Raw genomic sequence first — 26,080 nt, 5'->3', positions numbered from 1 at the left:
GCCCCCTTGCACACGACCGACATCCAGCGTTGTGAGATCCGGCCCGGATATCTCGTGGAATGGACGCTGCATCCGAGGACCGTCGAAACGGCGGCCGCGTTGCCGGAGGATTCCCGCCCGCCCGCGTACGTACAGGAGTCCCACGTACGGACAGCGCGGTCGGTGCGCGAAGACGGACTGTTCGTACCCACCTGGTCCGGCGCCGCGTTCGACATCCCCGGGCCGGTCGACACCGGGGCCCTTCAGGAGGCACTGCGCGCCTGGACCCTCCGGCACGAGACGCTGCGCAGCGGCTTCCGCTGGGTCGGCGACGAGATGCGGCGGTTCACGCTGGACGCCGATGCCGTCGCGCTGCACCGCGAGGACGTCGGCGACTTCGCGGACGCGGCGACGCTGACCCGGTACCTGGAGGATCGTTTCGACGTCGCGGCGGACGCCCTCGGCTGGCCGAACTTCATCTACACCGCGGTCGTCAGGGAGGACGGCGCGAGCGTCTACATGGCGTTCGACCACAGCAACGTCGACGCGTACTCGATCTACCGCATCCCCGCCGAGATCCACGGACTCTACGAGACCGCCCTCGCCGGCCGAGCCCTGGAGCCGACACCGCTCGCCAGCTACGTCGACTTCTGCGCGATCGAGCGGACGGACGCCGACCGGATCGACGACACCCACGCGATCGTCGCCCGCTGGCGCGAGTTCGTCGCCCAGTGCGAGGGGAGGCTGCCGAACTTCCCCGTCGACCTCGGCCTCGACCCCGAAGGGCCGCTGCCCACCCAGAAGCTGATGCGCGAGATGCTCGTCGACGACGCGGACGCGGGAGCCTTCGAGGCGTACTGCCGCCCGTACGGCGGAAGCCTGGTCGGCGTCCTCGCGGCCACCGCCCTCCTTGTCCACGAGATCGGCGGAGAACAGGTGTACCGCACCGTCGTGCCGTTCCACACCAGGGTGAAGTCCCAGTGGCTGGACTCGGTCGGCTGGTATGTGGGCGGCGCGCCGATCGATATCCCCGTGGCGCAGGCGCCGGACTTCGACAGCGCGCTGAAAATGGTCCGCGCCGAACTGCGGAAGAACAAGCCGCTGTCCCGGATGCCCCTCGCCCGCGTGCTGCGCCTGCTGGGCACCGACTTCCGGCCCACATCTCCGGACCTGTACTCGATCGTCTCGTTCGTCGACACACGCGGCATCCCGGGATCGGACCGGTGGCAGGAGATGAAGGCGTACGCGCTGATGCGGGTCTCGTACGGCGACCAGGTGTGCGCGTGGGTCACCAGATTCCACGACGGCCTGCAGTTCGCCAGCCGCTACCCGGACACCGAGGTCGCCTACAAGAACATGCGGCTGTACGCCGAGGGGCTGCGGGAACTCATCGTCTCCGTGGCGCGAGAGGCGGCCGTGCGTCGCTGAGCGGTCTCGTCGGGGTCATCGGATCAGCGGGATCATCGGAATCAGCGGGATCATCGGGATCGGCGGGCAGCACCTTCGACCTGGCGGCATTGGACCTGCAGGCGCCTTTGCATGATCATGCATTTCAATGCATACTCTTCCCATGTCCAAGGTCCTCACCTCCCTTCCCGCCGGCGAGCGCGTCGGCATCGCCTTCTCGGGCGGCCTCGACACCTCCGTCGCGGTCGCGTGGATGCGCGACAAGGGCGCCGTCCCGTGCACCTACACCGCCGACATCGGCCAGTACGACGAGCCCGACATCGCCTCGGTGCCCGGCCGTGCCAAGACCTACGGCGCCGAGATCGCGCGCCTGGTCGACTGCCGCGCGGCGCTCGTCGAGGAGGGCCTGGCCGCGCTCACCTGCGGGGCGTTCCACATCCGCTCGGGCGGGCGTGCGTACTTCAACACCACGCCGCTCGGCCGCGCCGTCACCGGCACGCTCCTGGTCCGGGCGATGCTCGAGGACGACGTACAGATCTGGGGCGACGGCTCCACCTTCAAGGGCAACGACATCGAGCGGTTCTACCGCTACGGCCTGCTCGCCAACCCGCACCTGCGGATCTACAAGCCCTGGCTGGACGCGGACTTCGTGACCGAGCTCGGTGGCCGCAAGGAAATGTCGGAGTGGCTGCTCGCCCACGACCTGCCCTACCGCGACAGCACGGAGAAGGCGTACTCCACCGACGCCAACATCTGGGGCGCCACCCACGAGGCCAAGACCCTGGAGCACCTGGACACCGGCGTGGAGACCGTGGAGCCGATCATGGGCGTGCGGTTCTGGGACCCGTCGGTCGAGATCGCCACCGAGGACGTGACGATCGGCTTCGACCAGGGCCGCCCGGTGACGATCAACGGCAAGGAGTTCGCCTCCCCCGTCGACCTGGTGACGGAGGCCAACGCCATCGGTGGCCGCCACGGCATGGGCATGTCGGACCAGATCGAGAACCGGATCATCGAGGCCAAGAGCCGCGGCATCTACGAGGCGCCCGGCATGGCCCTGCTGCACACGGCCTACGAGCGCCTGGTCAACGCCATCCACAACGAGGACACCCTCGCCCAGTACCACACCGAGGGACGGCGCCTGGGCCGGCTGATGTACGAGGGCCGCTGGCTGGACCCGCAGGCGCTGATGATCCGGGAGTCGCTGCAGCGCTGGGTCGGCTCGGCGGTCACCGGCGAGGTCACCCTGCGGCTGCGGCGCGGCGAGGACTACTCGATCCTCGACACCACGGGACCGGCGTTCAGCTACCACCCGGACAAGCTGTCCATGGAGCGCACCGAGGACTCCGCGTTCGGCCCGGTGGACCGGATCGGCCAGCTCACCATGCGCAACCTCGACATCGCCGACTCGCGCGCCAAGCTGGAGCAGTACGCCGGCCTCGGCCTGATCGGCACCGGCAGCCCCGCCATCGGCGCCGCCCAGGCGGCTGCGACCGGCCTGATCGGCACGATGCCGGCCATGCCGGAGGGCGGCGCGGAGGCCATCGCCTCCCGCGGCGAGGTCTCCGAGGACGACCAACTGCTGGACCGCGCCGCGATGGAGTCGGGCACGGACTGACCACCCCCAAGGGGGACGCACCGCCCCCAAGGGGGACGCACCACCGAAAAGGCCGGCTCGGCGCCAACGGCGTCGAGCCGGCCTTCTTCGTGCCCTGGGCACCGCGCACTCGGGACCGGTCCCGAGACCCCGAGCGCAGAGTGGGCGTACCGGCCAACGCGCCCCACTCCATCGAGAGCGGCGAACAATCCGAGGAGTACATACGTGACGGCTTCGGAACCTCTCTCGCTGCCGGCGTCGATCAACTGCGTCCTGGCGCGCCGCGACCTACCTCAACGCCGAGCGGAACGCCCAGGCCCACCGTCAGGCGAAGGACATCGCTCGCCGTCTCCTCCGCATCAGCCGCCGCCTCTACACCGGACGGTGCGCACGCATCCGAGGGCACGAGCAGCTCGGCAGATTCGTCAGCGCCCACGAGCGAGACACGAATGACCTCCCCAACGTCGTACCGCTGAAGGCTCTTTACGGCCGCCGACGAGTGGTGCGTGCAAGGATGTCGCCCGTGACCGGATCGTCTTCTTCGCCTGTCGCCGAGGGCACGCCTCGCAACGACGGCCTGGGTCCCCGTGCCGCTGCCGTGCTTGTGTTCGGGTCCTCGGCCGCGGTCCTGGTGGTCGAGATCGTCGCTTTACGGCTGCTGGCTCCCTACCTCGGCCTCACCCTCGAGACCAGCACCATGGTGATCGGCATCGCCCTCACCGCGATCGCCGTCGGCTCCTGGATGGGTGGGCGCCTCGCCGACCAGGTCAATCCACGCCGGCTGTTGGGCCCTTCGCTCGGGGTGTCGGGAGCGGTCGTGGCGCTCACCCCTGCCGTGCTGCGTACCACGGGGGAGTGGGCACCACCGGTGCTCTTGTTCATCGCGTCGATGACCATCCTCGTGCCGGGCGCGCTGCTCTCCGCGGTGACACCGATCGTGACCAAGTTGCGTCTCACCAGCCTCGCCGAGACCGGAACGGTCGTCGGCCGACTGTCCGGCGTCGGCACAGTCGGCGCCATCGTCGGCACCGTCCTCACCGGCTTCGTCCTCGTATCGCGGTTGCCGGTCAGCGGCATCCTGATCGGCCTCGGAACACTGCTGGTGGTCGGCGCGGCGCTGGTCGAGTGGCGAACGCGCGGGTGGAGCGGCACCCCTGCCCTGACACTCGTGGTCGTCGCCGGCGGCCTCGCCACCACGGTCGCGCCCGGTGGCTGCGACACGGAGACCAGGTACCACTGCGCACGGGTCGTCGCAGACCCCGACCGGGACAGCGGCCGCACACTTGTTCTGGACGGTGTGCGGCACTCCTACGTCGACATCGACAACCCGACGTTCCTGGAGTTCACGTACGTGCGCGCCATCGCGTCGGTGGTCGATGCCGCCTTCCCCGAAGGTGAGCCCCTTGCCGCCCACCACCTGGGTGGCGGCGGGCTCACCTTTCCCCGTTACCTCGCGGCCACGCGGCCCGGGACGCGCAGCCTCGTATCCGAGATCGACAGCGGGGTCGTGCGTATCGACCGCGACCAACTCGGTCTGAGATCGCAGGCCGGTATCGACGTACGCGTCGAGGACGGCAGGCTCGGCCTGCGGCGACTGGACGCCGGCAGTCGTGACCTCGTCGTCGGCGACGCCTTCGGGGGCGTCAGCGTGCCGTGGCACCTCACCACGGTGGAAGCGATGACTGACGTACGACGGGTGCTCAACGAGGACGGCCTGTACGTCGCCAACCTCATCGATCACGGTGATATGGCCTTCGCACGTGCCGAAGCAGCCACCCTCAGCGAGACCTTCGAGCACGTCGCCCTCGTCGGCGAACCCACCGATATCGGCCTCGACCCGACCGCCATCCCCCAGGGGGGCAATCTGGTGGTGCTCGCCTCCAACCGGCAAGTCGACCTACGTGCGGCCCAGGAAGCGCTGGACGCCCGCCAAACCGGCTGGAAGATCGCCACCGGCGACGACCTCACCTCCTGGATCGGCGATGCCCGACTGCTCACCGACGACTACGCACCCGTCGACCAGCTCCTCCAGCCCTACAGCCCACAGAGCAGCCGGTGAGCCCCTTCAGCGTTGCCACTCCGTTCACCATCACCAACGCCCTGCAGGGGAGGGCGTCTCATGGGCGGCTCGGTAGATCTCGGACGTCGGGGAGTGCTCGCGCTCGGCGCGGCGGTGGTGCTCTCGTCGTGCACGCCGGATTCGAGAAGCACCGATGGCGGCAACGACGGCAACACCGATGACAGCAAGGTCCGTACAGACCTCGAACCACTGGAGCGGCGGTTCACCGCGCTCGGCCCGCTCTCCGACGCTCACTGGCTGGGCGTTGTACTGGGCTCCGGTTCACGGGTGTCCGCCCCGGGTCCCACGGACGTTCGTGTCGTCGGCTTGGCCCGGCTGAGAGCGGGTGGCGTCGCCGCTGTCGTCGGGGCGCCGCAGCGGGATTTCCAGCCCGCGACGCCGCCCCAACCGCCGAGTGCCCTCGCGCAGTTCATGCCCAAGAGCGCGAGGTGGGTCCGCAGCGAGTCCTTCGACAATGAGATGACGACCGATTCCGGCGCGTTCTACTTCGATCCGGGTACGGACAGCGTCTACTTCGACACGATCAATCCGAGGCCTGCCAACACGTTGCAGGGAAGCTCGAACGGCTCAACCTCACCCTGATAACCGCACGCTACAGCAGGCGTTGAGCAGCACGTACTGATCGCGCTCGGGGACCCGTCCCGAGTCAGGTCCCTACTCTCCGGTGGTGTGGAGCGACATCTCCTTGTTCTCATCGGCGGCCTGGCAATGGCAAGCGTGGCCATCATCGGCTACCTCAAGCTGCTGCACTGGTCGATGGAGTCGTACGCGGTCCGTGCCGCCGACTTCCTGCTGGCGACCGCTGGAGCCGGCGTCCTTTTCGCCGCCGGGTTCGCCACTGCCCGCTTCGCCCTCGGGACGGCGGAGCGGCAGAGCCTGTTCGTGGGCCTGGCTGTTCCGGTGGCATACGGGGTCCTTCGCCTCACCTGGGTCGCACTGGGGCTGCCCACCCCCTTCACCGACTACGACCGCTGGCGGGACGAGGACCACCGCGACTACTGGAATCTCTGAGAACGCTGATCGCCTACTTGAGGTAGACGAGTCCGTCCGTCGTGACCGTCGGCCGACCACTGGTGCCGACGACCACGATCTTGACGGTGTGCTTGCCGCTGGACGCCCAGGTCTTGGTCCAGAGCGCGTCGCGGTACTTCGCCGTGGAGGACTTCAGGTCGACGGTCGTCACCTTCGTACCGTCCACGTAGATGTGCGCCTGGCCGGAGGTGGAGGCGCGGGAGACCACCCAGGCTGCCGAGCGACCGGTGAAGGTCCAGCTCAGCGAGGCGTTCTTGGTCTTGCTGGTGTAAGACTTGCCGCCGAGGTAGCTGCTGGAGGACTTGGTCGTCCAGGTGCCGGACTTGGTGGCGGACGTCTCCTGGAGGATGACCGGGGTGCCGGTGACCGAGGCGAGGGCTGTGTTGCCCGCGAGGTCGTGCGCCGTCAGGGACCACTTCGTCGCGGCGTTGGACTTGGCGGTGTGGTTGGCGCTGGTGACGGTCGGGCCGTAGGTCTTGGCCACCGGGGCGGTGAGCCGGACCTCTTTCAGCGACCCGCCGTCCGTGGCCTTCCACTTCACGGCCAGCGGTACGGCGGTGGTGGTGACCGTGCCGGTGCGCAGGGCCAGGTTCGGCTTGGTGGTGAAGGTGGGGGCGGTGGTCTCGGCGACAACGGTCGCGGCCGCGGTGGTGGTGGTCTTCCCCGACTGGTGGACGGCCCGGACAGCCACCTTGTGGGTGCCCACGGCCAGAGTCGCCTTGGCGGAGCCGGCGGTTCCCGTGGCGGTGGCGGCGGCCTTGCCGTCGACCAGCACCTCGTACTTCGCGATCAGCGCGGCGGGCGTCGTGGCCGACCAGTTCACCGTGACGTCGGCCTTGGTGTAGTACGTCGAACCCGAAACGCCCGTGCCGGTCACCGACTTGAGGGTGAGTCCGGCGACCGGACCTGCCGCCCAGCTGCGGATCGTGCCGAGCCGGTCGTAGAAGGCGTCGCCAGGGCACTGGGTGTTGTAGCCGTCGCGGTGGCCGTGGATGGTCGGGAAGCTCAGCTGCGCACCCTTGGTCCAGGACTTGCGGAAGTAGTTGGTGCCGTCCGCGCCCGCGGTGAGGGTGGTGGTGCCGGTCGGGTCGACCCCGTACTGGCCCAGCTTCCACGCGGCGATCCGTGCGACCGACGTCATCGCCTCCTGCGAGGGGGCGACCGTCGTGTAGGTGCCGAGGACTGAAATGCCGGTGGTCTCGGAGTTGAAGCCGTACGCGTGCGCTCCCATCACCGGCAGGTCGACGCCACCCTTGCGGCCCTCATAGACCGTGCCGCACTTGTCGACCAGGAAGTTGTAGCCGATGTCTTTCCACTTGAGCTGCCGCACGTGGTAGGCGTAGATGCCGCGTACGACGGCCGGGGCCTGGGCGCAGGTGTAGTCGTTGGACTCGGCGGTGTGGTGGACGACCACCGCCTTGATCTTCCCGCCGGGGAGATAGCCGGGCTCCTCCGGGCTGATCGACTCGTCCGCACCCCAGCCCGCCCGTGAAGTGATCGGCGGCTTGGGCGCGGTGGACGGCGGAGCGGTCGGTACGTTCACCGACGGGGACGGCGAAACCGATGGTGAGGCCGAATCCGAGGCGGACTCGGACGGAGTCGCACTCGGCGTCACCGGCTCCGACTGGGACGGCGACTCGGACACGGACGGCTCGGACACGGACGGCTCGGAGGGCACCGGCTCGGACACGGACGGCTCCGCCGAGCCCGTCACCGACTCCTCCGGGGCCGGCGCATCCGTGGCGGCGGACGGGCTCTCGCTCTCCTCGACCGTGTACGCCGCGGGCTCCAGCGCCGAAGCCTCGCCGCCCGGGTCGATCATGTCCAGCCGCAGCCCCTTCGGCAGTCGCTCCGAGGACTTCCCGTCCACCCGGACCTCGACCCCGTCGGACGGTCCCACCCACGCCGGTTCGGTGCCTCCGCGTGCCGCCCCGCTCTCGCCCTGCCCGCTGTCCCCGTCCAGGCTCAGCCAGTTGGACCACTTTCCGGACTCCGCGTCCCGGGTGCGGACCTCGACCGCCCCGGTCACCCTTGCGGACGGATCCGCCCAGGTGACGCCGAGCATGCTGAACGGCTCGGTATCCCGCTTGCCGAGTTGCGCGGAAGTGCCGTTTCCGGCCACCTCCAGTGCGGCCGTACGCGCCTCGCTCCTGACCGGCCCGGGCTTTCCGTCGCCATCCTTCGCGCTGTCCGCGGGGCCGCCGGTCACCCCCTGGACCACCAGCACCCCGGAACTCCCGCAGCCACGACCGCGGCCGCACCCCACCAACGACGAACTCTCATACCGGTCCGCAATTCCCTTCCCGTGAACCCGAAAAGAGCCCGGCCGAGCAACTCGGCCGGGCTTTGCACAATATTCCTTTGACCGACGAGAAGTTGGGCCCCGGTCAAGGCCTCTATTCATCCTGCTCTTCGCCCAACGGGTCCAGGCTGTCCCCCACCGACCATTCGCTTCCCGCACTCTCCAGCCCATGCTCGCGGAGCCAGGCCCACGGCTCTCCGAACTCCAGCAGTGCGGCGGCGGCCTCCGCCGGATCCCCGGACAGTCCCAACCCGGTTTCCGACTCGACGTCGCCGAGCCGCTGGGACACATAACGGGTCCAGGAATCTCCGTCGACCACCCGGAAGTCCCACGTACCAGAAATCCTGAGGATGTCTCCGGGACCAGCACCGGCGAGTTCCTCGGCTTCGTGATCCTCCTCAGAATCCGCAGACGCGAGTTCAAGGTCATAGAACGGGCCTTCGTGACCCGACATGTCGTATACGGTCTCGGAGTATCTACGGGCCGCCGAGCGGACAGCTGCGAATGCCTCTTCCAACGCCTCGTCCGTGGCACCCGAAGTCGACACCGTTTCGGCATGCCTGCGCAGGGCGGAAAGCAACTCCTGAATCGCCGTGTCAAGGTTCACATTACTCCCCCTCCTTTCCTGCCGTGTCCATCGCTTGCCATTCTTCTCCGGCCGCCCACTTCCGCCGGTACACGACTCCGGGCGTCTTCAAGGCGAGAGCGACGGCGTCCTGGTCCGGCTTCATCCGGGCGGGCTGCTTCGGCACATGCCGGTAGCCCTGTTCGCGCATCAGCCTCGCGGCGCCTGCCCAGTTCGGGGCGGCGACGAGCACCTCGTCGTTCGGGTCACAGGCCCCGCTGCCGTCGTCGAGGATCGCGAAGGCGACAACAAAGGATCCCGAGCGGACGAATCCCGTCATATCACTCATGACCGTGTCCTGGTTCGGTGGTTCGGTAGTTCATTCGGTGATTCGGTAGTTCGGTGGTTCGGTCCCCTGGGGGCAGAGATATCTCTGCCCCCAGAGAATGCGCGCATCAGATCAGTCAGCCTCGGCGGCCCAGCCCACGGCCGTGCCACCGGTAGTGAATCGTGCCCGACTTGTTGCCGCGCCACCAGTCCAGGTGAGCGTGTCCGCCATTACGGCACGGACCACGAAGCTGACATGTATAACCCCTCTGCCGCATCCTGTTGTAGTCGTTCCTCCGTGCCCGGTAGGCACCCCGACGACTTCCGAACCATTTACTGCTCATGATCCGGCAGTTGTGAACCAGCGCCGGTGCTCCGTCGGCCAGAACGTAAAAGGTGTGCGTCCCACCGACCGTGAGATTCCGTACCTGACGCACAGCCCGATCCCGCACCGCCCCGGTGACGACCGGGGTTCTCCCGTCGGGCGCCAGCAGCCGGTCCGAGGACCGCACCTTCCCGGCGTCGACCCAGCCCCGCCCCTGCAGATACAGGGGGTGCTCCGTGGTGGCCGTGAGCTGCTCGGTCCGTCCGTCGCCGTCCGAGTCGACGGACAGCGTCACCAGGTCCTTCATGCCGTCACCGATGATGACGTCGGTGACGGGGGAGACCTTGATTTCGCCCGTGACCTCGTCGGCGGCCCGGACCATGTCGCCCTTGGCCACCTCGCTGATCGGCTTCGTGCTGCCGTCCGCCATCATCACCGGGGTGTCGGGCAGGAAGGAGTTCCTGCGGCACGACCGTCCGATGGACCGTGCGGCGCGGATGGCCCGGTAGCCGCGGTAGGCGCGGTAGCCCCAGGCGGCCGCGCCGAGGCCGGGAATGAATCCGGCCGCGGTCAGGGCGATGTCCCACTTGTTGCGCCAGGCCCAGCGCTTGGCCTTCTTGAAGAACTTCTTGAAGCCCCATTTCCCGTCGAGGTCGACGCAGTTGATGGGATCTGCCATGCAGTACTCGTAGGCGTTGGCGTTGCCGCCCTGTTCCGGGTCGGCGGACAGGAAGCGCCCGGTGGCCGGGTTGTACTGGCGTACGCCCATGAGGGTGTAGCCGGCGACGGTCTCCTGGGAGCGCTGCTTGCCGCCGAGCCAGCCGTAGCGCACCGCCTTCTGCTGGCTGCGGGGGTTGCCGTACTCGTCCGTGTCGAGGACGACGGGCGCTTCGCCCGCGTTGAGCGGGAGTTGCAGGGCGACATCACCATGGATGTCGGTGAATTGGAGCACGGTGTCGCCGGAGGCGCTCGTGATCGCACCGAGGTCCCCGGAGAGGGAGTCCACGTTGCGGGTCAGGGCCCCGGTGGCGGTGTTCTCGATGATCCAGCGGGGATTGTCGGTGTCGCCGTCGTAGTGGTTGAGCTTGTTTTCCGTCGGCGACCAGGTCCCGCCGTTGTCGGTCTCCACCGTCCAGGAGCGGAAGCGCAGGTTGGCGTCCAGCTGCCAGGTCTGGCGCTTGCCGTTCGCGGTCTGCTGGCGGACGAGGTCGTTGGCGTAGTAGCCGACGCTCACCCCGCCGGGCAGGGCGGTGGTGCGGCCGAAGGCGTCGTAGGCGTAGCCGCTGTCGGTGATGCGGTCGGCGCTGTCGAAGGTGGAGCTCTTGGTCGTGCCTCCGGTGGTCGGGCAGTCCAGGCCGGGTGCCGCGGCGGCGCTGATCAGGGAAGTGCGGTTGCTGTGCTTGTCGAGTCCGTAGGTGCGACGGGTGCAGACCGTCTCGACGGTGTCCTCGACGGTGGTGAGGCGGCCCACGGCGTCGTAGCGATAGGTCTGGTCGGACCATCCGGAGTGGCTGGCGGTCTGGCCGTGAACCGATTCGGTCACCGCGTCCGACATCACGACGGTGCCGTCACTGTCACGGGTGTAGGTGCGGTCGACGGGTGCGCCGGTGGTGTCCTCCGTGACGGTGAGGGTGTAGCCGCCGGGCAGTTTCTCCGTGGTGACTGAGCCGTCCGCGTCATAGGTGGCGGAGAAGGCACCGGCGATGGAGTCGGTGGTCCTCGTGGCCAGGCCGCGCGGCTCGGCGGTGTGGTCGTAGGTGTAGGTGACAGTGGACGGAACGGTGTCGGTGACCTTGACCGGGCGGTCGAGCAGGTCGTACTCGGTGGTGGTCTTTCCGCCGTCGGCGTCGGTGTAGGAGATCGCGCGGCCCAGCTTGTCGTAGGCCCGGGTGATGGTGCCGCCCGTGGGCGAAGTGGTCTTCGTCTCCTTCCCGGTGGCCGGGTCGTACTCGGTGGTGGTCTCGGGGACCGCCTGGCCGCTGCCGCCGGTGACCTTCACCGTGGTCGGGCGCCCTGCCGCGTCGTACGACGTGGTCGTGGTGCGGGTGACGCCGTTTGCCGTCTCGGTTCCCTTGGCCGCGTTGCCCCACCAGTCGTACTCGGTGGTGGTGGTCGGCAACTGGCTGGGGTTGGAGCCGCCTGAGGTGACGGCCCCGCCGGGTCCGACGGAGCAGACCAGGTCCGCCCACTCGGGGCGGCCGGCGCAGCTGCCCGTGCCGGTGGCGGACCAGTAGGCGGTCACGACCGTGCCGGCGTCCGTGCCGGTGCTGCCGGTGTTCATGGTCTTGGCGACCCGGCCCAGGGCGTCGTACTCGGTCGTGGTGGTGATGGCCAGTCCGGCGGGATCCTGAATGGACTTCACCGGCATTCCCCTGGCCCAGTCGTACTCCGTCTGGACGACTCGTGTCTCCGCGTGGACGGTCGGGTGCTCCCGGACCTGCGCACCCGTGGTGACCTTGGTGACCTGGTCCTTGATCGTGGCGGTGCCGTCCGTGGGGCGGCCCGTGTCGTACTCGTTGACCGTCCGGGAGCGCGCGGTGACCGGGGTTCCCGCGGCGACGAGCGTCGTGGTGCCGGACTTGAGATCGGCGGTCAGATCGGCGCGCCGCAGCGGGCCGGACTCCTCCAGTTCGCGAGTGCCGGTCTCGTTGTAGAGCGAGCGCGTGGTCAGCAACTCGGCACGCTCGGCCGTGGCGAGGGAGGCGATGCCGAGCTCCGCCTGTGCCGCGCGGTCCGCGGCGGAGACGCCCAGGGCGAGGGCCCGGTTGGCCGCCGTCAGTTCACGGACGGTGTTGCCGAACCGGTCGTACTCGGTGGTGCTGATGTGCCCGCCCGGCGCGGCGGAGTTGACCGAGCGTCCGGAGACTCCCAGATAGCTGATATCCGCACGGGCGTAGGAAGACGCGGTCAGCGCGTCACCCGAGTGGGACGCGGGGACGGAGTCGGCGGGGAAGACCGCCGTCGCGTCGGTCGGGGCATCGGTCTGCCCCCATGCCTTCACCTCGCTCGCGCCCAGCTTGTAGGGGGCACTGGCACCCGTCAGCGGCACGTCGTAGACGATGCTCGTGACCGCCTCACCGGAGACGGTGTCGGCGCTGCCCTGTTGCAGACCGGGCCGGGACGCCTTGAGCAGCATGCCCTCTCCGGCGGCGCTGCTGGATCCCGCCTTGCCGTAGGTGAAGGTCCAGGGAAGCTCTCCCGGCGGGGTGATCTTGGTGACACGGCCCGCGCTGTCGTAGCCGTACTCGGTCTTCAGCGAGGGCGAGATCTGCGGGTGCCACGTCTGACGCAGCCGACCGGTGCCGTCGTAGAGATACATCTGTACGGACTTGGAGGTGGCAGCCGACGCGCCCGGCTCGGTGGACCAGAGGCGGATCTCCTTGACCTGGCCGCTGTAGTCGCCGTAGCCGGTGTCGGTGGCGGTGGTGGTGGTCGCGTAGACGAACTCCAGTGCCCGGCAACCCTTGGTGGTCGGGGTCGCGGTGCACGTCGCGGCGGTCGCCGCGGACGTGGGGGCGAGGATGCGCTTCGGGCGGGCCAGTTTCGCGCCGTCGACGGTGACCGTCTCGGAGATCACGGTCGTGGTCGAGCCCGACAGCCCGTCCAGCAGGGTGCTGGAGACCTGCCAGGTGTCCGCTGCGGCGTCGGGCTTGGTGAACTCGGTGACCGTGCCCTCGGTGTCGGACAGGGTGAAGCTGCCACTGACGCTGCCCTTGAGGGTCTGGTCCTCCGCGCCGGGCTCGGGGACCCAGCCGGTCTTCGCCGTGTTCGCGGTGAAGTGCGTCTCCTCGTTGTCGGAGTCCACCACGACGACCGCTGTGTCCGAGATCCGGCGGATGTGTGAGTAGTCGGATTCGGTCGCCTCGGCGACCGTGCCGGACACCCACTGCTTGCCGAAGATCGGCGCCTGCCCGGTCTGGGCGGTGGCGGCGTCCGGGGCCCGGGAGGAAGCGGTCCTGCTGACCGACAGCTCGAAGAAGGAGGCGTCCGTCTCCGAGAGCGTGTAGTCGCCCGTCAGCAGGTTCACCGAGCCGGGGCCGACCTCGTCGGCAGCGGCACCGTCCGCGGTGCGGTCGACGACCACGGTGAGGGGCTCGGTGCTGCCGGAGGCGGAGCCCGCGCCGGTGAAGTCGGCCTTGATCCGAACACTGCCGTCAGGATCGACGGTGCTCGTCGCGTTCCAGGTCAAGGGCGCGTTCTTGCCGCCCGTGAGCGGGACGGGCCAACTGGTCAGGGGGGTACCGCCGGAGGTGACGTCCCCGGCGGGGATCTTCACCCAGGGGTCGGCCTCGGAACGACGCCAGGAGAAGGACACGGAGTCGTACTTGGCCGCGTCGGCCTCGGCGACCAGGGGCAGCCTGCGCGCGGTGCGCTCGCCCTCGCTCGGCTGGATGAAACCACCCGGACCTGCGTGGAAGACGTACTCGACCGCCTCGGACTTGTTGTCGGCCTTGTCCACGGCCCGCACCTGGAGGGTGTGGGTGCCGTTCTTCGGCGGGGTGATGGCGATGCCCTTGTCCGCCGTCGAACCACCCGTGGCGACCTTCGTCCAGGTCAAGCCGTCCAGTGACCACTCCAGCCAGTTGTGGTCGGCGGCGGGCGGCGTGACGGTGAAGGTGCCGGTCTGTCCCGCGCCCTTGACCCACTGCCCGCTCGGATAGTCCGTGGAGAGGATCTTCGAAGGGGCGGAGGGGGCGGAGGTGTCGACCGTGAAGGTCTTCCACGCCGACCAGCCGTTGTTGTAGTGCGTTCCGTCATAGGGGCTGGTGCGGAACTTGTACGTCTTGCCGTTGCTGAGCACACCGGCCGGGACGGTCACCGGGGCAGCCTGCCCGGAGGGCACGTACTTCGACACGATGACGTCGCCGACCTGCGTGTTGGTGGCGTTGTCGTAGATCTGGAAGGTGCCGTTGACCTTGTCGCCGTCGGCGTCGACGAAGGTGTCCCGCAGCGTCGGTGTGGTCGTGTTCACCGTGTACGCGCCGCTGTAGGAGAAGTACGGAGGCCCGGCCTCCTGCTTCGTTCCCGTGCGCGGCCGGTAGTTGTAGTTCACCACCAGCTTCGGCGGGTTCGAAGCGGCGTTGGCGGAGTTGACCCTCTTCCACTGAGCGACCACGGACTCGCTGGTGGCACGCAGGCCCATGTGCCCGCGCGTGGCGTTCGCGGATGCCCACTCCTGGGTCAGGGTGGTCACATCAGCGTTGATCCATCCATCGGGCTGCGTGGTGCACGAGGCGTTGCCCCGGGTCTCGGTGGAGGTGGCCTTCTTCGCCGTCATGGTGGGGCGGTTGGTCCACCGGCTCGAGGTGGAGGCCGCGCCCGACGCCCACACCTCCCACGGGTACGCCTTGCAGTCCACGTTGTTGCCGGAGTGGAAGTTCCACAGGGACAGCTTGGCGTCCAGCACCAATGCGTCCTGGATCGGCGTGGTGTTCCAGGAGATGAAGGACTGCGCGATGCGCGGTGTGCCGTCGGAGTTGGTCGTGCCCGGGTTGCCCAGGTCCAGTTCGGTGTCGGACGACCAGTCGACCGTCTCGCCCTGCTGCACGTACGTGTCGAAGACGTTGGACAGCGAGGAGGTGGACGGATCCACCGTCACCGGGTACTTGGTGTCCGGGTCGGCGAGGAACTTCGCGTCCGGAGTCACCACGAGATCGACGGAGGAACCTTTCCGCACCACCTTCATCGCCACCGGCACACGGCGGGTGTGCTCGCCGGAGCGCTTGTCGACGGTGGAGTCCCACATCATGGGCGCGGGCATGACAGCCCGATTCTTGTTCTTCTGGTCGGTGAACAGCACGCTACCGTTCTTCAGCTGCTTGACCTTCAGGCCCGCGGCCTTCAGCGGCAGTGTGTACGCGTAGCCGTCCGCGGCCGGCTTCTTCTTGATCTCGACGAACTGCTCGAAGCCCGTACGGGTCGCCTCGACCACGACATCCGCGCCGGGCACGGCGTTGACGTACTCCGCCCGCGTGCCGTCCAGCTTCGGCTCCGGCAGACCGCCCTTCCACTGGAGGGTGATCTGCTCACTTCCCTCCCCCAGGGTCACCAGGTCGACGGCCTTCTGCCGCTGTCCGGCCCGCAGGGACGTCGCGACCGTGCCGGTCTTCCCCGCCAGCCGCAGCCCGTTGGGGTGCGCCACCGGCTCCACGCCCTTGCCGGACTCCCGCAGTTCCACGTCGACGGCGACCCACTTGCCGTCCCGCTCGAAGCGGACCGGCCCGGCCGACAGCTCCGTCGTCAGACTGCCGTCCTTGTTCGCCCAGGTCTTCGACGTCTCGCTACGCTCCGACAGGGCCTCGACCCGCTTCCCCGACAGCCGGGCCGCCACCCTCGCCGAGGGGATGTCCGCCGCGGTGGTCGCGGTCTTCGGCTTGGGGGCCTTCGCCTGCTCCTGGGCGGGGGCGGCCAGCGCCGTGCCCTCCAGTGCGGCCGCCACCATCAGAGCGGAGAGCCCGCCCGCTATCCAGCGCAGGCTCCTGCTCTTCTCATGCCATATCCGCCCTCTCTCCATAGGAGAGGGCAAATCTTCCACCGGTCTCACGAATCCCCCTAATGAACACAGGCCACAGTGGCCCGGCGAAGGAAGCCTAGGGAGATGTAGTGAACATGTAAAGAAATTTCAAAGGTCATGTTGGTGGCGTCATGTTGGCGGCGTCTCCATGGCGGGCGGCGTTGGGGAGTGCGCCGAATGCCTTGTCGTGCAGGGCGAGTTCGGGTGGGCAGGCGGGACCTTCGCAACAGGCCCTAGTGGGTACGAGGGGTGCACGGCGTGGTGTGGGTGCATGCCGCCTCCTGGGCGGCCACGACCTCATCGCCATGCTCGAAGGCCCATGCTCCGACGGCGTCGATGGGTGCCAACAAGGTCCGCCCCAGAGCTGTGAGTTGGTACTCGACCCGCAGTGGCGCTCCTGGATGCGCGTGCCGTGCCACCAGCCCGTTGAACTGCAGGCGCCGCAGCGTCTCGGTGAGGACCTTGGAGCTGATGCCCCCGATGCGCTCCCGCAGTTCCACCGGGCGCCTGGGACCATCACGCAGCGCCCAAAGCACCACGGCGTTCCAGGTGTTGGAGAGCAGGTCGAAAGCGAGGCGGGCGCGGCAGTCGGCGAGGAAAGCGTCGGTCGTCACGTACCAAATGGTGCCCGACGGGCCACCTAGCGTCGTTGCGAACGGTCGAAGGCACGAAAGAGGAACGCGTGATGAGAATCGGCGTACTGGGAACGGGCAACATGGCGGACGCGCTCGCCACCCACTGGGCGCGGGCCGGGCACGAGGTGACCATCGGCGGACGGGACGCACACAAGGCAGAGCGGCTCGCGACGCGCATCGGGGACGGCGCGAAGCCTGCCGGTCTGCGTACGGCGGCCGAGTTCGGTCAGGTGGTGCTGGCCGCGCTGCCCTTTGGCGCAGGAGCGGGCGTGGCACGGGAACTGCACACAGCCCTGGACGGCAAGGTGCTGCTCGACTGCTCCAATCCGGTCGGGCCCGGCTTCCGACTGCTGACGGAGCGAGGCCCCTCGGCCGCGCAGCAGCTGGCCGCGGCGGCACCGGGAGCCCACGTCGTCAAGGCGTTCAATCTCTGCCACGAGGACGTGTGGCGCATGCGGCCACCCGTCTTCGACGGGCGGCCACTGGCCGTTCCGGTCTGCGGGGACGACCAGGCAGCCCTGACGCGCGTACACGAGTTGGTGCGGGATGTGGGCTGTGAACCGGTGGCCGGCGGAGGTCTCGAGCGGGCAGGACTCCTGGAGGCGACCGCCGCACTGTTCATCGGGCTGTGGGTCGGCGAGGGAGCGGACGCCCAGGCGATCGCACCTCCGCTGGCGTACGCGGCCGGACCAAGACATGAGGGCACATCGCTGCATCATCGCGGCGAACCACGGTGAGGCGGCGCCCTCGCCCGGAGCCGGGGGGAGCCCATGACGAGACCAGGGCGAGCGCCTGGTCGAAGACGCGCCCTCGCCGGCCGCATGGCGTCCGGCTGGCAGCCGAGCTGCGCCTTCCCGCCGTGTCCGTCGGAGACGTCGGGCCGAACACGCTCGGTGCTCACAGCGGAGCCGGCTGTATCGGAGGTTGCGGCGGGTGTTGGCGGGGCGGACGCTGGAAGGAGAAACCAAGGGGGAGAGGAGGTTTTCCCCATGGCAGAGAAGACGGTGTTGCTCCAGCAGGGCGAGGGCAGGTCGTTCTGGGTGCTGAACGGCCTGTACACGGTGAAGGCATCCGCCGACGAGACCGGTGGCGCGTTGACCGTCATGGAGATGACGATTCCCGCCGGCTGGGGACCGCCACCGCACACCCACCCCGGAACCGAGAGCGTCCATGTCCTGGAGGGCAGGATCCGCTACTACATCAACGGCGAGACGATCGAAAGCGGCCCAGGATCCTTCTTCCACATTCCCGAGGGCACCTGGGAGAGGTTCGAGCCGCTCGAGACGTCGCGCCTCCTCGTCATCTACACACCGGGTGGGTATATGGAGAAGTTCTTCGCCGAGGCGGGCGAACCTGCCACAGCGAATGAACTGCCCACTCCCCCCACCGAGCCGCCGGACTTCGAGAGTCTCGCGCAGATCGCCGCGCGGCACGGAATCCAAATGAGGCCGAAGCCGGAGAGCTGAGCGTGTCATGCCCCCAAGCTCACCGCCCAAGTCCACCTCGGCCTCTCCGAGAACGACATGCCGCCCGAGGCCATCACCGAGCTCAACCAGGCCCTGGACGCCGCAGGTGTCGGCTACACCACCGAGATCTACCCCGGCACCATCCACGGCTTCACCATGTCCGACACCGACGCCTTCAACGCCTCCGCACTGCAGCGCCATTGGGAGCGCTTGCTCCCCCTCCTCGACGGCACCCTGACCAACAGCTGAGCCCGCCCATAGCACCGCCAGACGCCGCTTGGCCTCACGGCCAAGCGGCGGGGTGATGGGGGTGGAATCCGACATGCGGATCTCCGGAGTGATCGGAGACCCAGATGTCAACGATGATCGTCAGTTTCAGACCGATCGTCAGTTTTGGACCACACCGGGTGCCGGTGCTGGTGGCGATGATGCCCAGGACACCCTCTGGTTGATCGGCGGCCAAGGCGTTCGCTGCGGTGACCCGCAGTGCCCGAGTGCACGGCACCTTGCACGTCACCGCGTACGTCACTCAGTGCGGTTTGGCCCTTTGGCGCCCCGGCGCCTTACAGGCCGAACAGGCTGAGCAGCCCGTGGCCGTAGTGGCCCTTGTCGTGCTCGTACTTGTCGTGCTTGTCGTAGTCGTGCTTGTCGTACTCGGATTTGTCGTAGTCGTGCTTGTCGTACTCGGACTTGTCGTACTCGTGCTTGTCGTACTCGGACTTGTCGTACTCGTGCTTGTCGTACTCGGACTTGTCGTGCCCGCGCTTGTTGTACTCGTGCTTGTCGTACTCGTACTCGGACTTGTCGTACTCGGACTTGTCGTACTCGGACTTGCCGTACTCGTACTTGTCGTACCCGTACTTGTCGCCGTGGCGGTCGCTGCCCTTGTCGTCGGCGTAGTCCTTGGAGCAGTTGTGCTCCTTGTACGCGCCGTGCTCCTTGCCGTACGAGGAGCTGTCAGCGGAGGCCACGCCGGAGGCCATGAACAGGACAGGGGTAGTGAGGGCGCCGGCTATGGCGACGCGGATGAGAGAACGCTTCACAGGGAGCGCTTCCTTTCAGTGAGTGCGGCCCGCCTCTTTGGCGGCCTGCGTCCTCGACGTTGCCCCACGCGCTCACATCACGCACCCGCACGAGACGGTCACCATGACCGGGCCGTCGGCTGTTTTCGCTGGTCAGCATGCTTTTCCGGTGACCCATCCCATGGTGCTGAACGGGTGAGGCCGTCTCAGCTCGACCCTGTCGCGGATCTTGGAGTTTCCCGGTGCGGCAGCCTGATCAGCGGACGGCGAGCCACTGCTGGTGGGCGTCCGGGTTTCGGCGGGAACTGGCCTCATGCGGGGTGGCCTCCCTGCGGGTGAGGACGCTCACGGAGCCACCGCCGAGCGGCCCCAGAAGGCCAGGGCCTTGCCGATCAGCTTCTCGGCGGCGTTTCCATAGCAGGCGGCGTTGCTGAGGGCGCTGAATGCCTTGGTGTGGAGGGCGAGTTGGTCGGGGTCGGTGACGTCCACGCCGGTTGAGACGAGTTCGTAGTGGGCTCGGCTGTCGCCGTACATGTTGAAGCCTGGCATGGGGAGCACGCCCACCTCGGCGGTGGTCGGCAGTACTCCGAGGGTGAGGGAAGGGAGGTCGATGTCGCGAAGGAGCCGTTCCATCTGCCCGCGCATCACCTCCGGCCCACCGATGTTCGTGTACAGGGCTTGTTCGCCGAGGATCACGTCGTAGCGGTGCTCGCCGTCGTACAGCACCTTCTGGCGCTCCATCCGTTTGGCAACACCCGCCGGCACGTCGTCCGGGATGCCGAGGAACTCCACGACTTGGCGGAGGATCACGGTGGCGTACTCCTCGGTCTGGAGCGTGCCCCAAATCATCGTGGGGACGTACGCCTTGCCGTGCCGCGTCTGCTGATACCAGCCGATCACCTCGTCCTGGATGTCTTCCGTGCCGGTGGACAGTCGCTGTTGCCAGGGGACCGAACTGGTCACTGTGCGTTCCCTTCGGTTGCTGATCGTGAACCAGTCGAAGTCATACCCGGTGCAGCGGATCGCGCACAGGGATTCAACAGCGAGATACGGCCGGTCATCAGGACGTCGTGATTGGCGAAGAGCGCGTCGAGGACGATGCGTCGGCGGATGTGTGCCGACCACTTCGCGTCCGGCAGGTCCGTGTACGCCTTGACCATCCGGGCGCGGCTCGCCTGAGTCAAGATCCATCGGGCCTGGTCACCACCATGGGTACGTCCGCCCAGGTCCCGTGCGAGCTGCCACAGCTCTTCGCCGTCGCTCTCTTCGTCTACGACGGTGACGAGGCCGATGTCTCCCAGGCCGCGCTCGTCGCTGGACTGCGTGGTGTAGGCGACGGTGAGGCTTTCGAGGGGAAAGACGGTCACACGGCTGGTCGCGGTCAGCTCGGTGAGGGGCATGGGGTGTTATCCGTTCTGGCGCGGGGGCCGAGCGGGCCGGCCGGGGGTGGGCCGACCCGCTCTGCGGGGGAGTGCGAGTCAGCAGCAGGGGCCGTCGCCGCAGCAGCTGGGCGCGTTGCATTCCGCAGCCGTGCCCCACAGCCGTTCGTCGACCTCGAACCCGGCGGACCTGATCTTGTCCACGACGTCGACCATCAGACCGCGTGTGCGGACCTTCGAGTTCGGCTGGTGGTGCAGGAAGCAGCCGAAGTTCCGCTCACACCAGTCGGCGTACCAACTCGTGTGCAGGATGAGCGTGTGCCATCCGGGGTCGACCTGCTGAGACGGCGCCATGGCGGCACCTTCGCCCGTCGAGCCCATGACGAAGACCAGTGCAAGCGCCTGGTCGACGACGCGTTCGGCGACACAGCGTTCCAGGCCGTACTCGTCGGCGCAGAACGCGGCGAGCACGTCGAACTCGGCGTCGGTGACGAGAGAGCGGCCAGTGCGCGTTTCTGAGGCGACGGCGGTAGTCATCGTGCCGCCTCCTTCACGCTCACGCCGCTCCTGGGCGGGGTTGGGCCGGGCGGCCTTTCTGGCGGGGTTGTGCGGAGCACGGGTTCACCTCACAGTTGGAGGACCTTTGGGTGGCCCTCTCCCGGAGTGCCGAATGCGGTTCGTGCGTTCAGGGAGAGGGAGCGTGTAGACCGCCGAGCAACGTGGCGTAGCCCGTACACAGCGGGAAAATGGAGATCAAGCCGACGCCTTGCTGGGCGGGGGGAGTTGCTGCGGCCGATCTCGATCAGATCTCGTACGGTTTGAGCCTGCGCAGACGCCGGACAGCTCATCTGTCGCGACAGGACCTTGGCCACGTCGCCCGGGTCGTCCGAGGGAATTTGGGTGTCAGCGAACGGCCAACTGGAGCGTCGAGATGGCCGTCTCTTCCGTGGGGTCGGGCAGGATGCCGACCGCGAAGGCTCACAATCGCGCGCCGATGGCGATCCGGTCGTTGCCGTTCAGACGCATCATCGCCTGGAGCACGATCTTCAAGCGGCGCTCGTCGAGGTGCTCCACGGCGGAGAGGTAGCTCTGCCGTACGCCCACGATCGACAGCACAAGCCCGAGAAACGCGCGCTCGCCATCGTCGAGCCCGAGCGAGTAGAGGCGTCCGGCCATGCTCTCCCACCGGCATGTCATGACGCCGTCTTGCTTCGTCACGAGCGCTGCACGGACGTTGTCGCGGACGAGGAGCTTCTCCTCTTCGATGAGGGCCCGTACCGCGGTGCGGTCGCGGAGGCCGGCCGCTGACCCCACGAGGAGCTGGCCCAGTTGCGGGGCGTGGGGCTCGTCGACCGGTGTGCAGGAGGAGGTTGCGGGGGTCGTCATCCGAGTGCCTCCGCAAGAGGTCGTCCGCCTTGGACGAAGGCTGCTCTAAGCGCCCCGGGGTCGGTGAGGCGACCGGATCCGTCCGGGCGTTCCAGCCATGCGCGCTCGTCGATTGCGTATAGAACCGGCGGGCAGGCGAGCAGCCAACCGGGCGGGCGCACTGTCAGCTGTCGTAGGTCGTCCAGTTCGTCACCGAGACCTGGGGATACAAGCCACCAGGCCTGTGCCGTCCCAACATCGACCAGGACGGGGCCGAGTTGCCGTCTGCTCACGTGCTTCATGGCTCTGACAGAGCGGAGCAACGGGCCCTCGACTACGCGCCAGTGCTCGCCACTCGGAATTCGAGCGTAGTCCTCGGCTGCCCACGCCCGACGCACGTCAGTGGGGTTGCGAGTGCAGGAGAGGAGCCAGTCCTGGCCTGCCTGCCGGGTCGTTCCGGTGATGGGCTTCGTGACCATGACCAGGACGTTAGGCCGAGCAATTGCGCGCCTGTCTGGCGATTGCGTGCGATTGCACCTACGGACCCAGCGTTTGCGGTCGATTGCTTACGACAGGTCCAAGGAAGCCCTCGCCCGGCCGATCAGGCGGCGTGCAGGCGCCCCGTACTCAGCGGACTCGGCGAGCCAGTCCCACGCCCGCTCGTACAGCTGGATGTCCTCATCGCCGGTGAGCCACAGCTCTTCGCTGATCGTCTCGACGATGACCAGCCTTCGGTCGTAGATCCAAAAGGCGTGCGGGGCCGTGCGGCGCAACTGTACGCCGAACGGGAGGATGCCCAGCTCAATCCGGCGCTGGCCCACCAGGTTGTACAGCCGGTCCAGTTGCTCCGCCATCACGTCCGCAGGGCATGAGCGGTGGTACAGGGCGGCCTCGCACACGAGGAACCGGAAGGTCTTCTCAGGGTCGTACAGCGCCTCCTGGCGGCGCATCCGGGCCTCGACGGCGGCCTCGGTGGTCGGGGGGATACCCCGGAACTCCGCGTTGGCGTCGAAGATGACGCTGGCGTACTCCGGCGTCTGGAACAGCCCCGGGACACGCGACACCTCGAGCCCGCGGATTGCCTTCGTGGCCTCGGTCTGCCGTACGGCGATCTCTTGGCGGCCTCGGTGTCCGCCGGCCAGCTGGCGCCGCCAAGAGCGGTGCCGTTGCTTCATCTCAAGCCCGGCCCGCAGCCCTTGGAGCTCATCCTCTACGTCGGGCCTGCCGCAGGCCTGCGCCCACGCGGTCAGGTCGGCTGCGGTCGGGGTCTGCTTGCCGTTCTGGAGCCGGGAGACCTTCGAGGGCTGGCAGCCCAGCTTGGCGGCAAGATCCTTGCCTTCCAGACCGGCCTCGGTGCGCAGCTCGCGCAGCCGCGCGCCGAGGGCTTCTCTGGCGGTCTGGTAGTCCGTGCTCACACGGTGGAACGTACCCGCCTGGCGAACTCTTCGGTACGCACAGCATGGTGCCAGGCGGCGTCCCGAGCCTGGCAGGCGGCGAGGACTTCGGCCGGGTCCTCGGTGACGTACACGCCGAGCGTGGTGTCTTCGTCGTCGAACGCGAAGCGGGCGAGGATTTTGGAGTCGAAGAGCCAGAAGTCGTAGTCAGGCAGCCGCAATTCCTGCGCCTGGGCGCGACTCAGGATGCGGATGTCCTCCCCCGCGGCCACGTTGCTCGGGGCGCTCGCGAGGAGAAACTCCTGCCCCTGGGTGGGCGGTTCGTCTACCAGGCGTACGCGCTCGAACCGCTTGCCCGTCGCCGTCTGCGCGCGGACGTTCTCACGCCAGGCGTTGTCCGGGTCCTGGGCGATGTCCTCGCCCGCCAGGAACCGCCGCCACTTGGGGCTGGTTCGGTCGGAGGCGTAGCCTCGGCGCGTCTCCAGGCGCCAGGCGGTGTGCTTGAAGTCGCTGAAGAGGTGAGAGATCGAGGCGAACGGCTGGAGTTCGGGGGCGTCACTCCTGGGCGCGTAACGGGTCAGCAGGCTGCGCGGCACGCGGACGAAGGTCTCGGACTCCTTGACGTCCCGCAGCTGGGCGAGGTGCTCGGGGTCAGTCTCCCGCTCGCCCTGGACGAGGACCTCGTCCGTTCCTTCGATGTCGTACAGGGTGGGGCAGTCACCGTCGTCGCTGGTCGTACCGATGAACCTGAGCGTCATGTGGCCCTCCGTATGCGCTCGTTGGAAATCCAGGATGCTTGGGTACGCCCGGGTGCATCCAAGGATTGCAGCAGATTGCGCATCCAGCGCGGGGGGTGTGAATTGCGCGCAAGCGGGAGTGGCGACGTGGCGTCCCGCCGCGTGGTGTAGCCATCCGGACTGCCGGAGTCCGGGCGGCTGCACGAGGCCGCGGCCCCGGGGCACGACGCGATCTGCGCGGGGCCCGGACGCTCACCGAGTGATTGGCAGATCTGTTCCACCGGCACGGCCGCCTCACCTGGGGTTTTCCTTCGCGGGGGTGGAACAGATCTGCCAATCACCCCTCGATCCCGGTCGTCGGCCTCGTGCTGACCGTCCGGAGTCGCCAGTCCAGGTCGCGACACCACCCGACCGGACATGCCCCATCGATCGACAAGCCGCCACTCTCTACTTGACCCCGGCCTACGACGCCTGGGCTGAATCAGTCGCCCAGGTAACAGCCGACAACGCCTTCCTGACCCAGCGCCTTCGGGAAATGGGCCCTTCTACGAGCCATCGCGCTCACCCCGCCGTGGGATCCCGCATCCCTCGCAGAGGCATCCAACTGGCTGCAACTCAAGATCGCCGAAACCCCGTCTCCCCGGGCGGCGACCATCCCCTCCGCAGCCCTCACGCTCCTTGCTGCCGAGGGCCGCACCAAGCGGATCCGTCACACAGCCAGGGTGAGCCTTCAGCGAACGAGCAATCAGTAATGGCAAGCCACCAGGGCCCGGACGTCTGAGGAACAGATATGCGCGCGCCTCGTTCCTGAAGACGAATATGGGATTACGCCAACTTGCCGTGCTGCAAAGCCTCCACGAAGGAACACCAGGCACCACTTCGAACCGTGACCACGGGACCCCTCGCGCTCTTGGAGTCGCGCACGAGCGCACAGGCATCGGTCAATGCGCACTCGACGCATTCGCCTCCCGCGCCGTTGCTGTACGTCGACGTGAACCACGTCAGGCGGCCGTCGTCCTTGGGCTTTGCAGTGCTCACCTTGTGTGTTCCTTCAGAACGGAGTTGATCAGCTGGGCAGAACGCTGAGGACTGAGGGCTGCGGCTCGCAAGCCGTCGAATGCCCTCGTGTACTCACGAACATGATGCTCGCCTTCCAAGTACACGGCATCGGTGATGCCGTCCCGGTACACCAGGTCCTGGTCTTCCGGGTCGGGGAAGCCGAGCATCGTGAAGGAACCTGTGACCGGATAGGTGCCTGAGTCGAAGGGAAGCACCTGCAAGGTGACGCTCGGCAACTCGCTCATGTCCAGGACGCGTTCAAGCTGCTCGCGCATGAGTGCTCGATCCCCGATGACGTTGCGCAGAGCGCCCTCGTTCACGATGAACCAGGCATCGGGGGCGTCGGCTCCCGTCAGCATGGTCTGGCGCTCCATGCGTACACGCACTGCCTTGTCGATGTCCTCGGCCGACATGTGAGCTCCCGTTTTGTGGAGCTCGCAGGTGTACGACTCGGTCTGCATGAGGCCTGGGACCAGCTCGCATTGGTACTGGCGGAACGTGGAGGCTTCCTGCTCCAGACCGATGTAGATGTTGAACCACTCGGGGACGCCGGAGCCGTGTACCTGCCACCAACCACGCGTCTTGGCCTCCCGGGCCAATGACTTGAGGAACTCGCGCAGCTCGTCGGTGGTGCCGTAGAACCGGCACAGGGCATCGATGTCCGACGGTTGGACCCGGCCGCTGCCCGTCTCCATACGGTTGACCTTGGAGCCGCTCCAGTCCAGCGCCTCGCCGACCTGAGCGCAGGTGAGTGCGCTCTTCTCTCGGAGCTTCTTCAGCTCGATCGAGAGACGGCGGCGGCGTGCCGTCGGTGAACCGGCCATCTCAAATCCTCTCAACCATCTGTGGAGTAGCGGGTGTTCAGTCTCACGCCAAGGGGCGTGCTTGCCAATCA

At 67.9% G+C, this 26,080-nt stretch carries 21 protein-coding genes and 1 pseudogene; 8 read left to right on the top strand and 14 right to left on the bottom strand.

Annotation, left to right across the window (positions count from 1 at the left end; all coding sequences use genetic code 11):
* Nucleotides 1–6: 6 nt before the first annotated feature.
* From CLM62_RS38800 to CLM62_RS38780, 5 genes are all read left to right on the top strand, one after another.
* Entirely contained in the window at nucleotides 7–1,407 is a 1,401-nt protein-coding gene (locus tag CLM62_RS38800) for a condensation domain-containing protein (protein ID WP_095754578.1), read from the top strand.
* A 142-nt stretch (nucleotides 1,408–1,549) separates the two neighbouring features.
* Nucleotides 1,550–3,004 carry an argininosuccinate synthase gene (gene argG / locus CLM62_RS38795; protein WP_095754577.1) on the top strand — a complete coding sequence of 485 codons (1,455 nt, stop codon included), beginning with the start codon at nucleotides 1,550–1,552 and terminating at the stop codon, nucleotides 3,002–3,004.
* 493 nt (nucleotides 3,005–3,497) lie between these two features.
* Nucleotides 3,498–5,042, top strand: coding sequence for a fused MFS/spermidine synthase (locus tag CLM62_RS38790; RefSeq protein WP_095754576.1), 1,545 nt, complete (start codon nucleotides 3,498–3,500; stop codon nucleotides 5,040–5,042).
* A gap of 60 nt (nucleotides 5,043–5,102) precedes the next feature.
* Nucleotides 5,103–5,645, top strand: coding sequence for a hypothetical protein (locus tag CLM62_RS38785; RefSeq protein ID WP_095754575.1), 543 nt, complete (start codon nucleotides 5,103–5,105; stop codon nucleotides 5,643–5,645).
* A gap of 87 nt (nucleotides 5,646–5,732) precedes the next feature.
* A complete protein-coding gene (locus CLM62_RS38780) occupies nucleotides 5,733–6,074 on the top strand; it encodes a hypothetical protein (protein ID WP_143659226.1) in 342 nt (113 codons plus the stop codon).
* A 13-nt stretch (nucleotides 6,075–6,087) separates the two neighbouring features.
* Here CLM62_RS38780 and CLM62_RS38775 read toward each other — a convergent pair whose 3' ends face one another.
* From CLM62_RS38775 to CLM62_RS38755, 5 genes are all read right to left on the bottom strand, one after another.
* Nucleotides 6,088–8,160, bottom strand: coding sequence for a peptidoglycan recognition protein (locus CLM62_RS38775; RefSeq protein WP_373559230.1), 2,073 nt, complete (start codon nucleotides 8,158–8,160; stop codon nucleotides 6,088–6,090).
* A 331-nt stretch (nucleotides 8,161–8,491) separates the two neighbouring features.
* Nucleotides 8,492–9,004, bottom strand: coding sequence for a hypothetical protein (locus tag CLM62_RS38770; RefSeq protein WP_095754572.1), 513 nt, complete (start codon nucleotides 9,002–9,004; stop codon nucleotides 8,492–8,494).
* A gap of 1 nt (nucleotide 9,005) precedes the next feature.
* Nucleotides 9,006–9,311: a hypothetical protein gene (locus tag CLM62_RS38765; RefSeq protein ID WP_257004338.1), complete on the bottom strand. Its 306-nt coding sequence runs from the start codon at nucleotides 9,309–9,311 to the stop codon at nucleotides 9,006–9,008.
* Between the two features lie 115 nt (nucleotides 9,312–9,426).
* The gene (locus CLM62_RS38760) at nucleotides 9,427–16,056 is read right to left on the bottom strand and encodes a polymorphic toxin-type HINT domain-containing protein (protein WP_095754570.1); all 6,630 of its coding nucleotides are present in this window, start codon (nucleotides 16,054–16,056) and stop codon (nucleotides 9,427–9,429) included.
* A 305-nt stretch (nucleotides 16,057–16,361) separates the two neighbouring features.
* On the bottom strand, nucleotides 16,362–16,742 hold the full coding sequence (locus CLM62_RS38755) for a helix-turn-helix domain-containing protein (protein ID WP_095754569.1): 381 nt from the start codon (nucleotides 16,740–16,742) through the stop codon (nucleotides 16,362–16,364).
* 71 nt (nucleotides 16,743–16,813) lie between these two features.
* Between CLM62_RS38755 and CLM62_RS38750 the strand changes: the two genes are divergently transcribed.
* The 3 genes and pseudogenes from CLM62_RS38750 to CLM62_RS38740 form a co-directional block, all read left to right on the top strand.
* Nucleotides 16,814–17,500 carry an NADPH-dependent F420 reductase gene (locus tag CLM62_RS38750; RefSeq protein WP_095754568.1) on the top strand — a complete coding sequence of 229 codons (687 nt, stop codon included), beginning with the start codon at nucleotides 16,814–16,816 and terminating at the stop codon, nucleotides 17,498–17,500.
* A 252-nt stretch (nucleotides 17,501–17,752) separates the two neighbouring features.
* Nucleotides 17,753–18,229 (top strand): cupin domain-containing protein, encoded by a 477-nt coding sequence (locus tag CLM62_RS38745; protein ID WP_179382410.1) that lies wholly within the window; start codon nucleotides 17,753–17,755, stop codon nucleotides 18,227–18,229.
* A gap of 15 nt (nucleotides 18,230–18,244) precedes the next feature.
* Nucleotides 18,245–18,478, top strand: a pseudogene (locus tag CLM62_RS38740) (dienelactone hydrolase family protein); the annotation flags it as partial.
* Between the two features lie 314 nt (nucleotides 18,479–18,792).
* Here CLM62_RS38740 and CLM62_RS52825 read toward each other — a convergent pair.
* The 9 genes from CLM62_RS52825 to CLM62_RS38685 all read right to left on the bottom strand — a co-directional run bounded on the left by CLM62_RS52825 (nucleotide 18,793) and on the right by CLM62_RS38685 (nucleotide 26,009).
* Nucleotides 18,793–19,272, bottom strand: a complete 480-nt coding sequence (locus tag CLM62_RS52825) for a hypothetical protein (RefSeq protein ID WP_095754565.1) — start codon at nucleotides 19,270–19,272, stop codon at nucleotides 18,793–18,795.
* 324 nt (nucleotides 19,273–19,596) lie between these two features.
* Nucleotides 19,597–20,214: a DUF5753 domain-containing protein gene (locus CLM62_RS38725; protein WP_095754564.1), complete on the bottom strand. Its 618-nt coding sequence runs from the start codon at nucleotides 20,212–20,214 to the stop codon at nucleotides 19,597–19,599.
* On the bottom strand, nucleotides 20,211–20,651 hold the full coding sequence (locus tag CLM62_RS38720) for a hypothetical protein (RefSeq protein WP_257004337.1): 441 nt from the start codon (nucleotides 20,649–20,651) through the stop codon (nucleotides 20,211–20,213). Before CLM62_RS38720 ends, CLM62_RS38725 begins: the two co-directional genes overlap by 4 nt.
* Nucleotides 20,652–20,729: 78 nt before the next feature.
* Nucleotides 20,730–21,167 (bottom strand): hypothetical protein, encoded by a 438-nt coding sequence (locus CLM62_RS38715; protein WP_095754563.1) that lies wholly within the window; start codon nucleotides 21,165–21,167, stop codon nucleotides 20,730–20,732.
* Nucleotides 21,168–21,608: 441 nt separating this feature from the next.
* Nucleotides 21,609–22,016: a hypothetical protein gene (locus tag CLM62_RS38710; RefSeq protein ID WP_095754562.1), complete on the bottom strand. Its 408-nt coding sequence runs from the start codon at nucleotides 22,014–22,016 to the stop codon at nucleotides 21,609–21,611.
* A 545-nt stretch (nucleotides 22,017–22,561) separates the two neighbouring features.
* Nucleotides 22,562–23,410, bottom strand: coding sequence for a helix-turn-helix transcriptional regulator (locus CLM62_RS38700; RefSeq protein ID WP_095754560.1), 849 nt, complete (start codon nucleotides 23,408–23,410; stop codon nucleotides 22,562–22,564).
* Nucleotides 23,407–24,147 (bottom strand): DUF6879 family protein, encoded by a 741-nt coding sequence (locus tag CLM62_RS38695; protein WP_095754559.1) that lies wholly within the window; start codon nucleotides 24,145–24,147, stop codon nucleotides 23,407–23,409. Before CLM62_RS38695 ends, CLM62_RS38700 begins: the two co-directional genes overlap by 4 nt.
* 804 nt (nucleotides 24,148–24,951) lie before the next feature.
* On the bottom strand, nucleotides 24,952–25,164 hold the full coding sequence (locus CLM62_RS38690; protein WP_095754558.1) for a DUF397 domain-containing protein: 213 nt from the start codon (nucleotides 25,162–25,164) through the stop codon (nucleotides 24,952–24,954).
* Entirely contained in the window at nucleotides 25,161–26,009 is an 849-nt protein-coding gene (locus CLM62_RS38685) for a helix-turn-helix transcriptional regulator (RefSeq protein ID WP_095754557.1), read from the bottom strand. Before CLM62_RS38685 ends, CLM62_RS38690 begins: the two co-directional genes overlap by 4 nt.
* Nucleotides 26,010–26,080: the final 71 nt, after the last annotated feature.

The organism is Streptomyces sp. SA15 (assembly GCF_002291145.1).
GTDB lineage: Bacteria > Actinomycetota > Actinomycetes > Streptomycetales > Streptomycetaceae > Streptomyces.
This window is presented reverse-complemented; position numbering and strand designations above follow the sequence as displayed.

Excerpts from the sequence above, each read along its gene's own strand:
- CLM62_RS38775 (WP_373559230.1), bottom strand. The coding sequence starts at position 8,160 with ATGCTCGGCGTCACCTGGGCGGATCCGTCCGCAAGGGTGACCGGGGCG.
- CLM62_RS38710 (WP_095754562.1), bottom strand. The coding sequence starts at position 22,016 with ATGACGACCCCCGCAACCTCCTCCTGCACACCGGTCGACGAGCCCCAC.
- CLM62_RS38715 (WP_095754563.1), bottom strand. The coding sequence starts at position 21,167 with ATGACTACCGCCGTCGCCTCAGAAACGCGCACTGGCCGCTCTCTCGTC.
- CLM62_RS38790 (WP_095754576.1), top strand. The coding sequence starts at position 3,498 with ATGTCGCCCGTGACCGGATCGTCTTCTTCGCCTGTCGCCGAGGGCACG.
- argG (WP_095754577.1), top strand. The coding sequence starts at position 1,550 with ATGTCCAAGGTCCTCACCTCCCTTCCCGCCGGCGAGCGCGTCGGCATC.
- CLM62_RS38785 (WP_095754575.1), top strand. The coding sequence starts at position 5,103 with ATGGGCGGCTCGGTAGATCTCGGACGTCGGGGAGTGCTCGCGCTCGGC.
- CLM62_RS38720 (WP_257004337.1), bottom strand. The coding sequence starts at position 20,651 with ATGCCCCTCACCGAGCTGACCGCGACCAGCCGTGTGACCGTCTTTCCC.
- CLM62_RS38685 (WP_095754557.1), bottom strand. The coding sequence starts at position 26,009 with ATGGCCGGTTCACCGACGGCACGCCGCCGCCGTCTCTCGATCGAGCTG.
- CLM62_RS38760 (WP_095754570.1), bottom strand. The coding sequence starts at position 16,056 with ATGGTGGCGGCCGCACTGGAGGGCACGGCGCTGGCCGCCCCCGCCCAG.
- CLM62_RS38750 (WP_095754568.1), top strand. The coding sequence starts at position 16,814 with ATGAGAATCGGCGTACTGGGAACGGGCAACATGGCGGACGCGCTCGCC.
- CLM62_RS38745 (WP_179382410.1), top strand. The coding sequence starts at position 17,753 with ATGGCAGAGAAGACGGTGTTGCTCCAGCAGGGCGAGGGCAGGTCGTTC.
- CLM62_RS38695 (WP_095754559.1), bottom strand. The coding sequence starts at position 24,147 with ATGACGCTCAGGTTCATCGGTACGACCAGCGACGACGGTGACTGCCCC.
- CLM62_RS38765 (WP_257004338.1), bottom strand. The coding sequence starts at position 9,311 with ATGAGTGATATGACGGGATTCGTCCGCTCGGGATCCTTTGTTGTCGCC.